The sequence below is a fragment of the Pelomicrobium sp. genome (genome assembly GCF_036803785.1).
Lineage (GTDB): Bacteria > Pseudomonadota > Gammaproteobacteria > Burkholderiales > UBA6910 > Pelomicrobium.
Map to the genome: position 1 here is coordinate 23,500 of NZ_DAIRTR010000013.1, position 11,685 is coordinate 35,184.

Genomic DNA, 11,685 nt, shown 5'->3' on the forward strand with positions numbered 1-11,685 from the left:
CTTTGTGGCATAATTACCCGCTTACCTCGTATTTGAAGCCATGAGCGGAAAGACCCTTTACGACAAGCTCTGGGACAGCCACGTGGTGCACGAAGAAGCCGACGGCACCGCGCTCCTTTATATCGACCGGCACCTGGTGCACGAGGTGACGAGTCCCCAGGCGTTCGAGGGGTTGAAGCTCGCCGGGCGCCGGCTCTGGCGGCCGGATTCCATCATTGCCACTGCGGATCACAACACGCCCACCCGTGATTGGGACCAGGGAATCCGCGATCCCGTGTCCCGTCTGCAGGTGGAGACGCTCGACGCGAACATCAGGGCGTTCGGCGCCAAGGCCTATTTCCCGTTCCGGGACCGGCGCCAAGGAATCGTGCACGTGGTCGGGCCGGAACAGGGGGCGACGCTGCCCGGCATGACCGTCGTGTGCGGCGACTCCCACACCAGTACCCATGGGGCGTTCGCTTGTCTCGCCTTCGGCATCGGTACCTCGGAGGTGGAGCATGTGCTCGCCACCCAGTGCCTGTTGACCAAGAAAGCAAAAGCGATGCAGATCGTGGTGGATGGGGCTCTGGGCCCCGGGGTCACGGCCAAAGATGTGATCCTCGCCATCATCGGCACCATCGGCACGGCAGGCGCCACCGGTTACGTGATCGAATACGCGGGCGAGGTCGTTCGCGCCCTTGGGATGGAAGGGCGAATGACCATCTGTAATATGTCCATCGAGGCGGGCGCTCGCGCCGGCCTGGTGGCGGTAGACGAGAAGACCGTCGAATACCTGAGGGGTCGGCCCTTTGCTCCGAAGGGTGAGCTGTGGGAGCGGGCGGTCGCTGCCTGGCAAGATTTGAAAAGCGACCCGGACGCCCGCTTCGACAAGGTGGTGCGCCTCGATGCGACCCGGATTCGACCTCAGGTGACCTGGGGCACTTCGCCGGAGATGGTGGCCCCGGTGGACGGAGAAGTCCCCGATCCCACGCGAGAGCCCAATCCCATCCGGCGGGAAAGCTACGCGCGGGCGCTCCGGTATATGGGACTCGAGCCGGGGACCCCGATCCGCAGCATCCTGCTCGACAAGGTGTTTATCGGCTCCTGCACCAACTCGCGGCTGGAAGACCTACGGGCGGCGGCCAAAGTGGTACGGGGGCGCCGCATCGCTGCCAACATCAAACAGGCTCTGGTCGTGCCCGGCTCGGGCACGGTGAAGCGCCAAGCAGAGGAAGAAGGCCTGCACCGAGTATTCCTGGAAGCAGGCTTCGAATGGCGGGAGCCCGGCTGTTCCATGTGCCTTGCCATGAACGATGACCGCTTGGCGCCCGGGGAGCGCTGCGCCTCCACCTCCAACCGTAACTTCGAGGGCCGTCAGGGCGCAGGTGGGCGCACCCACCTGGTGAGCCCGGAGATGGCGGCAGCGGCGGCCATTGCCGGGCATTTCATCGATGTACGGGAACTTCTTTCTTCTTGAAGGGGGAAGGTTGATCATGATGCATAGACTGGCAATTTCCATCATGGCCGTATTGCTTGTCGCAGGGCTTGCCGCCTGCAACACCATCCAGGGGCTTGGCAAGGACATCGAGAAGGGCGGAGAGGCAATCCAGAAGTCGGTCAAGTGAGCATGGAAAAGTTCGTCCGTCACGAAGGATTGGTGGCACCGTTGGACCGCGCCAACGTGGATACCGACGCCATCATCCCGAAGCAGTTCCTGAAGTCGATCAAGCGCAGCGGCTTCGGCCCGAATTTGTTCGACGCCTGGCGTTACCTGGACCCGGGCGAGCCGGGAGGGGACACCCGCGGGCGGCGCCTGAACCCCGACTTCGTGCTCAACCAGCCCCGTTATCAGGGAGCGAGCATTCTGCTTACCCGGGAGAACTTCGGTTGCGGCTCCTCCCGGGAGCACGCGCCCTGGGCGCTGCTCGATTACGGCTTCCGGGCCCTCATCGCCCCGAGTTTCGCCGACATTTTCTACAACAACTGCTTCAAGAACGGGCTGCTTCCCGTGGTGCTCGAAAGTGCCGTGGTGGATCGGCTGTTTCGGGAGGTGGAGACCACCGAGGGCTACCGGCTGCTGATTGATCTGCAAGCCCAGAGCGTGACGACCCCAGGCGGGGAGACGCTGCGCTTCAGTATCGACCCGTTTCGCAAGTACTGCTTGCTGAATGGCCTGGACGACATTGGACTCACCCTGCGGCACGTGGACAAGATCAAAGCCTACGAGACCAGGCGGCGGGTCGAGGCGCCGTGGCTGTTCAGCTGAGCCTTCACGACGGGCGCTTTTTGCGATGAAGCCCCGCAGCGAGCGGATGAATTTCCTTGCGCTTCTCTGCGCCTGCCGTCCTGAGCGGCCTTAACCGACGATGAAAATCGCCATCCTTCCGGGAGACGGGATCGGCCCGGAAATCACGGCCCAGGCGGTGAAGGTGTTGGAGCGGCTGCGCCGCGATGGGCTCGCCTTGGAATGGGCTGAGGCGCCCATCGGGGGGGCGGGCGTGGACGCCCAGGGGGATCCGCTGCCCGCTTCCACTCTGCAACTCGCCCGGGAGGCGGACGCCATTCTGTTGGGTGCCGTGGGGGCGCCCAAGTACGATGGGCTTCCCCGGGAGAAGCGCCCCGAGCAAGGGCTGCTGCGGATTCGCAAGGCGCTCGAGCTCTTCGCCAACCTGCGCCCGGCGCGGGTGTACTGGGAGCTCGCCGCTGCCTCCGCCCTCAAGCCCGAGCGGTTGGCGGGTCTCGACCTCCTGATCGTGCGCGAGCTCACGGGCGACATCTATTTCGGCGAGCCCAAAGGCGTGCGCATCAATGCTGCCGGCGAGCGTGAAGGCTTCGACACCATGGTCTACCGCGAGGGGGAGATCCGGCGCATCGCCCACGTGGCCTTCCAGGCAGCGCGGCGGCGGGGCAGGCGCGTATGCTCGGTAGACAAGGCCAACGTGTTGGAGACCAGCCGGCTGTGGCGGGAGGTGGTGAGCGAGGTCGGGCGCGAGTATCCGGACGTGGAGCTGAGCCACATGTACGTGGACAACGCTGCCATGCAGCTCGTGCGCGACCCCGGGCAGTTCGACGTGATCCTCACCGGCAACATGTTCGGGGACATTCTTTCCGACGAAGCCTCCATGCTTACGGGCTCGATCGGCATGCTCCCCTCGGCCTCCCTCGATGCCCGCAGCAAGGGCTTGTACGAGCCTATCCACGGTTCTGCCCCCGACCTCGCCGGCCGAGACATCGCCAATCCCCTGGCCACCATCCTGTCCTTGGCGATGCTGCTGCGCTACAGTCTGGGGATGGAGACGGCGGCGGCGCGGGTAGAGCGGGCGGTTGCGGAGGTGCTCATGCGTGGGGTGCGCACGGCCGATATCGCGGCGCCGGGCGTGGTGCCGGTGGGCACCGCTGCCATGGGAGATGCGGTAGTGGCCGCCCTTTGAGCCTTCGGTCGATGGTTGCTTGTGAGTCAGAAGATGCAGGGTGATCGGGAGAGTAGACGGATGCTTCGGGTGGGTTTCGTGGGGTGGCGCGGCATGGTGGGCTCTGTGCTCATGCAGCGCATGCGGGAAGAGAAAGACTTCGACGCGATTGAACCAGTATTCTTTAGCACCTCCCAGGTGGGGGGCAGGGGGCCGGACATCGGCCGGGAGATCCCGCCCCTCAAGGACGCCAAGGACCTCGAAGCCCTGCGGGCCATGGACGTGATCGTCACCTGTCAGGGGGGAGACTATACCAGCGAGGTCTATCCCAGGCTGCGTGCCGGCGGCTGGGACGGTTATTGGATCGACGCCGCCTCCACCCTGCGCATGGACAAGGACAGCGTCATCATCTTGGATCCGGTGAATAGGCCGGTGATCGAAGACGCGCTCTCGCGGGGGGTTAAAAACTTTATTGGGGGCAATTGCACCGTGAGCCTCATGTTGATGGCCATGGGCGGGTTGTTCCACAACGGCCTGGTGGAGTGGATGACGGCCATGACCTATCAGGCTGCCTCTGGCGCCGGCGCCCAGAACATGCGCGAGCTGCTCATGCAGATGGAAGCCATCGCCGGAGCGGCAAAGCCGCTGCTCGACGATCCAGCCTCCTCCATACTGGAAATCGACCGGGTGGTGACCCACACCTTACGCCGGCCGGATTTTCCCGCCGAGCATTTCCAGGTGCCGCTCGCCGGGAGTCTGATCCCGTGGATCGATCGGGAGATGGGCAACGGCCAGAGCCGGGAGGAGTGGAAAGGGCAAGCGGAGACCAACAAGATCCTAGGGCGTGAGGCTGAGCCCGTGCCGGTGGACGGCATTTGCGTGCGAGTGGGCGCCATGCGTTGCCATAGCCAAGCCCTCACCGTGAAGCTCAAGAAAGACGTGCCCCTGGACGAGGTCGAGGATATGCTCGCTTCGGCCAACGACTGGGTGAGGGTTGTCCCTAACCGGCGCGAAGACTCCGTGCGCGAGCTCACCCCCGCGGCGGTCAGCGGTACCCTGGCCATTGTGGTCGGGCGGCTGCGCAAGCTCAATATGGGGAGCGAATACCTGGGCGCCTTTACCTGCGGGGATCAGCTCTTGTGGGGCGCCGCCGAGCCTCTGAGGCGAATGTTACGCATCCTCCGGCAGGCCTGAAAGTTCTGGCCCGATCTTTGCGCGGCGATGGGACAATCCCCCTGGGCGTCGAAAGGCTCTGAAGACATCGCCTGGGTGAGGGAGGGAAGCGAGAGTTCAATTTAACTTGAATCCATAACTATTTGATGTACACTAGAACTTTGGAAGGTCCCGTGGGAGGCGCGGCGTGGTGAAACCGATTCCAAGACTCGGGCTGTTGTTGGCGGCCCTGGGCCTACCCGTGATGGCGCTGGCTGCCGGGCTGGGCAAGCTCACCGTGCACTCGGCCCTCGGCGATCCCTTGAGGGCAGAAATCGAGATCGTTTCGGTCCGCGGCGACGAGCTCGCCACCCTCCAGGCGCGCATTGCGTCCCCTTCCGTCTATAAGCAGGCCAACATCGATTACCAGCCGGGGCTTGCCTCGGTGCGGGCGAAGATCGAAACACGCACCGGTCGGCCCGTGGTGGTCCTCACGTCTACCCAGCCCATCACCGATCCTTTCCTCAACGTCCTGGTGGAGCTCACCTGGGCCACTGGGGCGGTGACACGGGAATATACCTTCCTGCTGGATCCACCTGCCTATGCCGCGCCCACGCCGAGCGTGCCCGAGGTGCAGGAGGCCCGACCGCGGGAAGCCCCGCCGCAGCCCCTTCCGCCCGCTCAGGCCGCGCCGGCGCCTGCCCCTGGCCCGACCCAGGCGGGGGGGGGTATTTCCGCTGAGCCCGCCCCGGGAACCTATGGGCCCGTGCGGCGGGGCGAGACCTTGAGCCAGATCGCCGAGCGCACCCGTTACCCGGGTGCCTCTCTGGAACAGATGCTCGTTGCCCTGTTCCGCTCCAACCCGGACGCCTTCATGGACAACAACATGAACCGGCTCAAAACCGGGCCCATCCTGCGTGTTCCGAACCGAGAGGAAACACTGGCCATTGACCAGCGGGAGGCGGTAGCCGAGTTTCGCGCCCAGGTGGCGAGCTGGAAAGCCTACCGGGATCAGCTCGCCGCCGCGGCGGCGAGCGTGGAGTCGCCCGCGGGCGAGGGGCAGGCTGCCGCAGGCCGGGTGACGGCGGCGGTGGAAGAAAAAGGCCAGACTGAACCGCCCAAGGAAGTGCTCAAGCTCTCCAAGGCGGAAACCGACGGCGCCGCCGGCGGGCAATCGCTGCAGGAGCGCATCCGCGCCCTGGAAGAGGACAACATCGCCAAAGAAAAGGCCCTCAAGGAAGCCCAAGAGCGGGTGGCCCTTCTGGAGAAGAATATCCAGGACATGCAAAAGCTCCTCGAACTCAGGGGTCAACCCCTCGTGCCCGCAGCGCCCGAGGCGGCGAAGACGGTCCCGGCCCCGGAGAAACCCGAGGCTTCCGGTCAGGCGGGCCCCGCGTCCCAGCCGTCGTCCAAGCCCGAGACCGCCCCTGGCACGCCGGCCCAGACCGCTTCGCCTCCTCAAGCGCCCCAACCGGCGGCACCGCCGGAGCAACCCCGGCCGCAAGCAGCGCCGAAATCCATGCCGCCTCCCACGGAGCCGTCCTTGATGGAGACACTCCTGGGCGAGCCCCTCTATCTAGCCGGTGCGGGGGGGGTGGTGGCGTTGCTTCTGGGTTGGGGGTTCTACGCCGCCCGCCGCCGGCAGGCGGCGAGGGCAGCGCCCGAAGAGGCTCTCACCGAGCCGGGAATCGACGCCGCTCCGGCCGCCGTCGCTGCCTTGGAAACCCCAGCGACCCCATCGGGAGAGAGCACGGTCGCCGGGCCGGGCACCGTGGACGAAGTGGATCCGCTCCAGGAGGCGGAGGTCTATCTCACTTACCGACGCGACGCCCAGGCCGAGGAAGTGCTCAAGGAAGCTCTCGCCAAGACACCCAAGCGCCCGGAGCTGTACCTCAAGTTGCTGGAGGTCTATAGCATGCGCCAGGACAAGGCCCAGTTCGAGGAGACGGCGCGTAGGCTGCAAGCCATCGCTGCCGGAACCCCTCATTGGGAAAAGGCCCTCGCCATGGGTCTCGCCCTGGATCCCACCAATCCCCTTTATGGCGGAACGCCCGCCCCGGCTGCTTCCGATGTGGGGCTGGACACGGTGGCCTTGGCGAACGAGCGTAGCCACGGGATGGACGTCGATTTTGACGTGGGCGGGGAGCCGCGGGAGGCAACGTCTTCCAGGGCGCCGGTGCCGCCGGTCGAGGGGGCGAGCGCCGGGATCGACACCAGAACGGTGGATTTCGAGATCACTTCTGGCGTGACCGGCGGCCACCACGAAGAAATGAAGCTCGCTCGCGACGCGGACGAGAGCCTGAGCGTGAGTTTCGATTTCTCCAACCTGGAACAGAGCCGCACAGGAGACCACCCGGCGGAGCGCCAGGAATCTACCGCTACCAAGCTAGATTTCGACTTCAGCCTGGACTTGGGTGAGTTGGCGACACCCCAGGAGGTCTCGACCGAGGGGAAGGATGCCCACTGGCAGGAAGTGGCCACCAAGTTCGATCTGGCGAAGGCCTATAAGGAAATGGGCGACAAGGAAGGCGCGCGGGAGATCTTGCAGGAGGTCTTGCGCGAAGGCGACGAGCAGCAGCGGCGTGACGCCCAGGCCTTGCTCGAAACCCTCTGAGGCGGCAGTCCCCGTCTAACCCTCCCCCGGGGGCCTTCGTTCGCGGGCGCTGGTATGATGGGACTCATCTGCTGCGCTTTGTTTTCGGTCCGTGGTGCGCGCTCACCCCGAGTGTCTCGTCCATCCTGCCACCGCCCTGGCGGCCTGGCTTGGTGCTGCCCTCTTGCTTCAGCATCTGGAAGGCGCCGCCCTGGGGCTCAGCTGCGCCCTAGCCACCGGCCTTGCCCTTGCCGTGCTGCCCCGCCGCTTCCTCGCCCTTCTGTTCCGTAGCCGCTGGCTCCTGCTTGCGCTCTTGCTCGCTCACGCTTTGCTTGCACCCGAAGGCGAACCGGCGGGATGGAAGGCGGGGGGAGAGCAGGCAGCGCGGCTCGTCGCGCTCCTCGCCTTGTTGGCCCTGGTGCTGGGGAGCTATAGCCGGGAAGCGCTGCTTGCCGGGTTTTATGTCCTGCTCATGCCCTTGTCGTGGGCGGGAGTGAAGGCCGAGCGAGTCGCCGTGCGGCTGTGGCTTACCCTGCATTACGCCGAGGGGGCAAGAGCGGCAGGACGCCGGTCCCTGGCCGACCTGGCCCGGTTGCCGATGAGTGCCGACGACACTCCTGCCGGGCCAGGTTCCGTGATGTTGCCGGCTTGGCGGTTTTCCTGGCGTGATGCCTGTGTACTGGCGGCGCTCGCCGCCGCTTTTGGGTGGCTTACCGGGTGAGAATCGCCCTCGGGCTGGAATACGACGGCAGCCGCTTCTGCGGCTGGCAAAGCCAGGCGGATGGCTGCTCGGTACAAGACGCCCTGGAGCGAGCCCTCACCGCCATCGCCGGCCATCCGGTACGGGTCGTGGCAGCGGGGCGCACCGACGCCGGAGTCCATGCCCTGGCCCAGGTGGTGCATTTCGACACCCAGGCAGTGCGGCCGGAGAGCGCCTGGGTACGCGGCACGAACACGCATTTGCCTCCCTCCGTAGCCGTGCTGTGGGCTCGGCCGGTGCCGGAGGATTTCCACGCCCGTTTCAGTGCCCGGGAACGCGGCTACCGCTACCTGCTGTTGAATCACCCGGTGCGTCCCGCGGTGGCGAGCCGCCGGGTGGGCTGGTTTCACCAGCCCCTGGACCTGGAGCGCATGCGGGAAGCGGCTCGCCACCTCATCGGAGAGCACGATTTCAGCGCCTTTCGCTCATCAGAATGCCAGGCGCGCACGCCGGTGCGCACCCTCTCGCGGCTTGCCATTCGGCGCGAGGGAGGCCTGTTCATCTTCGATTTCTGGGCCAACGCATTCCTCCATCATATGGTGAGAAACATCCTGGGCTGCCTGGTGTGCGTGGGCAAGGGCGCCCATCCTCCTGAGTGGGTGGCCGAGGTGCTGCAAGGCCGCGACCGGGAGCTGGGCGCGCCCACCTTTCCCGCCGATGGCCTGTATCTCTCGGGTGTGCGCTACGAGCCCCACTGGAACCTGCCTACGGGCTGGACACGGGCGGCGGCGTTGCCTTTCGCATCGATGCCGGCGATGGTCCTGGAGGAGCGGTGACGGCGGTCAAGATCTGTGGCATCACCCGAGCCGAGGACGCCCAAACGGCCGCCCGCCTGGGCGCCCACGCGATCGGGTTCGTGTTCTACGACAAGAGCCCCCGCTTCATCGACCCTCGGCGGGCCGCCGCGATCGCCCGGGCAATGCCGCCGTTCGTGACCTGCGTGGGGCTGTTCGTGGATCCAGAACCTGCCTGGGTGCGGGAGGTGCTGGGCGTCGTCTCCCTGCAGCTTCTCCAGTTTCACGGGGACGAACCTCCCGAGCTCTGTGCGCGCTTCGCTCTTCCCTACGTCAAGGCGGTGCGGGTCCGGCCGGAACTCGATCTGCTAGAATATTCCGCTTGTTATCGCGAGGCCCGGGGACTTCTGTTGGACGCTTACCGGCCTGGGGTCCCGGGCGGCACGGGGGAGCGTTTCGACTGGTCCCTGGTGCCTCAGGGGTTACCGCTCCCCGTGATCCTGTCTGGGGGGCTCACGCCCGAGAACGTGGTGGAGGCGATCCGGGCAGTGCGGCCTTGGGCGGTCGACGTCTCAAGCGGTGTGGAAGCGGACAAGGGGATCAAGGACGCGGCGAAGATCGCCGCCTTCATCGAAAGGGTCCGGAATGCAGATGTATGACTTGCCCGATAAGGCCGGCCATTTCGGCCCGTATGGCGGCATGTTTGTGGCCGAGACGCTGATGGCGGCGCTGGAAGAGCTCAAGACCCAGTACGAGCGGCTGCGTCACGATCCGGAGTTTCAGGCGGAGCTGGTCGAGGAGCTACGCCACTACGTGGGCCGTCCCAGCCCGATCTACCATGCCCGGCGCTGGTCCCGGGAGCTGGGCGGGGCACAGATCCTGCTGAAGCGCGAAGATCTCAACCATACCGGCGCCCACAAGATCAACAACACCCTGGGCCAGGCCCTGCTCGCGCGGCGCATGGGCAAGCCCCGGGTGATTGCCGAGACGGGGGCCGGCCAGCATGGGGTGGCGACCGCCACCGTGGCCGCTCGCTACGGGATGCAGTGCGTGGTGTACATGGGCTCGGAGGATGTGAAGCGCCAGGCGCCCAACGTGTTCCGCATGAAGCTGCTGGGTGCCACCGTGGTGCCGGTGGAAAGCGGCTCCAAGACCCTCAAAGACGCCCTCAACGAGGCCATGCGGGACTGGGTGACCCACGTGGACGACACCTTCTACATCATCGGCACCGTGGCGGGCCCCCATCCCTATCCCATGATGGTGCGCGACTTCCAGGCGGTCATCGGGCGGGAAGCCAAGCGCCAGATGCTGGAGCAGTTCGGGCGCCAACCCGATGTCTTGATCGCTTGCGTGGGCGGTGGCTCCAATGCCATGGGCCTGTTCTATCCCTATCTAGACGAGCCTCGGGTGCGCATGATCGGCGTGGAAGCGGGGGGGTACGGCCTGCACAGCGGCCGCCATGCGGCGACCCTGTGCGCGGGCAGGCCAGGCGTTCTGCACGGCAATCGCACCTATCTTCTTCAGGACGAGGATGGCCAAATCCAGCAGACCCATTCCATCTCCGCGGGTCTAGATTACCCGGGAGTGGGGCCGGAGCACGCCTGGCTCAAGGATAGCGGGCGGGCCGAGTATGTGGCAGTGACCGACGAGGAAGCGCTGGAGGCGTTTCACGCCCTGTGCCGGTACGAGGGCATCATCCCGGCCCTGGAGTCAGCCCATGCCCTGGCGTACGCGGCCAGGCTGGCACCCACCTTGCCCAAGGAGGCCCTGCTGCTGGTCAATCTGTCCGGCCGCGGCGATAAGGATATCAACACTGTGGCGAGCCGCTGCGGAATCAGCCTCTAGGGCCGCCGTGGGCGAGGGCATCATGTCGCGCATCGACGCTACGTTCGAGCGACTCCGGCGGCAGGGCCGCAAGGCCCTAATCCCTTTCATCACCGCAGGCGACCCAGATCTCCAGCTCACGCTGCCCATCATGCAGGCCCTCGTGGCAGGAGGCGCTGACGTAATCGAGCTGGGGGTGCCTTTTTCCGATCCCATGGCCGATGGCCCGATCATCCAGCGTGCCTCCGAGCGGGCCCTCAAACAGGGCACGACCCTGCGTCAGGTGCTCGGCTTAGTGAACGCGTTCCGCCGGCTCGACGAGAAGACCCCCGTGGTGCTCATGGGCTACGCCAATCCCATCGAGGCGATGGGCTATGACGCCTTCGTCGAAGGCGCGAAGACGTGCGGGGTGGATGGGGTGCTGGTGGTGGACTATCCCCCAGAAGAAGGGGAAGCACTGGCGCAGCGGCTCACGGCTGTGCAAATCGACCCCATTTATCTTCTCTCGCCCACGACCCCCGAGGGGCGCATTGCCCAGGTGGCGCGGCTCGCCCGGGGTTATGTCTATTACGTCTCCCTCAAGGGGGTGACTGGCGCATCCCACCTGGACCTGGAGGATGTACGTGCCCGCATCACCGTCCTGCGGCAGAGCATTCGGTTGCCCATCGGCGTAGGGTTCGGCATCCGGGACGCCCGGACCGCACAGGCAGTGGCAGAGATGGCGGACGCGGTGGTGGTGGGCAGCCGCATCGTCCAGGAGATCGAGGCATCGCCCCGGGAGGCTGTGCCGGCCCGAGTGCAGACCCTGGTGGCGAGCCTGAGGCAAGGAATGGATCGGGCCGCCGCCGTGGGGAAGATCCCATGAGCTGGCTCCGCAAGCTTCTCCCACCCAAGATCAAGCGCCGGGAAGTAAGCGGCCGGCGCGGGGTGCCGGAAGGTTTGTGGAGCAAGTGCGAGGCATGCGAGGCGGTGCTCTACTACTCCGATTTGGAGAAGAATCTCCACGTCTGCCCCAAGTGCAATCACCACAATCGACTCGGGGCGCGGGAGCGATTGAATCTGCTGCTGGATCCGGAGGGGCGCTACGAAATCGGCGCAGAAGTGGTGCCTGTGGATGCGCTTAAGTTCAAGGACAGCAAGCGTTACACTGAGCGGCTCCAGGAAGCCCAGGCGCAAACCGGCGAGGACGATGCCCTGGTGGTGATTCAGGGCAGCATCAAGGCGGTGCCCTTG

Annotated in this window: 11 protein-coding genes and 1 pseudogene; all 12 read left to right on the forward strand. The window is 65.8% G+C overall.

Annotated features, from left to right (window positions below; translation table 11 throughout):
- Positions 1-40: 40 nt before the first annotated feature.
- Positions 41-1,456 (forward strand): 3-isopropylmalate dehydratase large subunit, encoded by a 1,416-nt coding sequence (leuC, locus tag V7Q81_RS02885; protein WP_333840193.1) that lies wholly within the window; start codon positions 41-43, stop codon positions 1,454-1,456.
- A 43-nt stretch (positions 1,457-1,499) separates the two neighbouring features.
- A complete protein-coding gene (locus V7Q81_RS02890) occupies positions 1,500-1,604 on the forward strand; it encodes an entericidin A/B family lipoprotein (RefSeq protein ID WP_439934288.1) in 105 nt (34 codons plus the stop codon).
- A gap of 2 nt (positions 1,605-1,606) precedes the next feature.
- The gene (leuD, locus tag V7Q81_RS02895; protein WP_333840195.1) at positions 1,607-2,245 is read left to right on the forward strand and encodes a 3-isopropylmalate dehydratase small subunit; all 639 of its coding nucleotides are present in this window, start codon (positions 1,607-1,609) and stop codon (positions 2,243-2,245) included.
- A gap of 100 nt (positions 2,246-2,345) precedes the next feature.
- Entirely contained in the window at positions 2,346-3,410 is a 1,065-nt protein-coding gene (leuB, locus tag V7Q81_RS02900) for a 3-isopropylmalate dehydrogenase (RefSeq protein ID WP_333840196.1), read from the forward strand.
- 60 nt (positions 3,411-3,470) lie between these two features.
- Positions 3,471-4,583, forward strand: a complete 1,113-nt coding sequence (gene asd / locus V7Q81_RS02905; protein ID WP_333840197.1) for an aspartate-semialdehyde dehydrogenase — start codon at positions 3,471-3,473, stop codon at positions 4,581-4,583.
- A 169-nt stretch (positions 4,584-4,752) separates the two neighbouring features.
- Positions 4,753-7,155 carry a FimV/HubP family polar landmark protein gene (locus V7Q81_RS02910; protein ID WP_333840198.1) on the forward strand — a complete coding sequence of 801 codons (2,403 nt, stop codon included), beginning with the start codon at positions 4,753-4,755 and terminating at the stop codon, positions 7,153-7,155.
- 91 nt (positions 7,156-7,246) lie between these two features.
- Positions 7,247-7,855 carry a hypothetical protein gene (locus V7Q81_RS02915; RefSeq protein ID WP_333840199.1) on the forward strand — a complete coding sequence of 203 codons (609 nt, stop codon included), beginning with the start codon at positions 7,247-7,249 and terminating at the stop codon, positions 7,853-7,855.
- Positions 7,852-8,670 (forward strand): tRNA pseudouridine(38-40) synthase TruA, encoded by an 819-nt coding sequence (gene truA, locus V7Q81_RS02920; RefSeq protein WP_333840200.1) that lies wholly within the window; start codon positions 7,852-7,854, stop codon positions 8,668-8,670. Before V7Q81_RS02915 ends, truA begins: the two co-directional genes overlap by 4 nt.
- Positions 8,667-9,287, forward strand: coding sequence for a phosphoribosylanthranilate isomerase (locus V7Q81_RS02925; RefSeq protein WP_333840201.1), 621 nt, complete (start codon positions 8,667-8,669; stop codon positions 9,285-9,287). The genes truA and V7Q81_RS02925 overlap by 4 nt, the downstream gene beginning before the upstream one ends.
- Positions 9,280-10,473 carry a tryptophan synthase subunit beta gene (trpB, locus tag V7Q81_RS02930; protein WP_333840202.1) on the forward strand — a complete coding sequence of 398 codons (1,194 nt, stop codon included), beginning with the start codon at positions 9,280-9,282 and terminating at the stop codon, positions 10,471-10,473. The genes V7Q81_RS02925 and trpB overlap by 8 nt, the downstream gene beginning before the upstream one ends.
- Before the next feature lie 22 nt (positions 10,474-10,495).
- Entirely contained in the window at positions 10,496-11,317 is an 822-nt protein-coding gene (trpA, locus tag V7Q81_RS02935; RefSeq protein WP_333840203.1) for a tryptophan synthase subunit alpha, read from the forward strand.
- Positions 11,314-11,685, forward strand: a pseudogene (locus V7Q81_RS02940) (acetyl-CoA carboxylase, carboxyltransferase subunit beta); the annotation flags it as partial. The gene trpA and the pseudogene V7Q81_RS02940, both read left to right, overlap by 4 nt.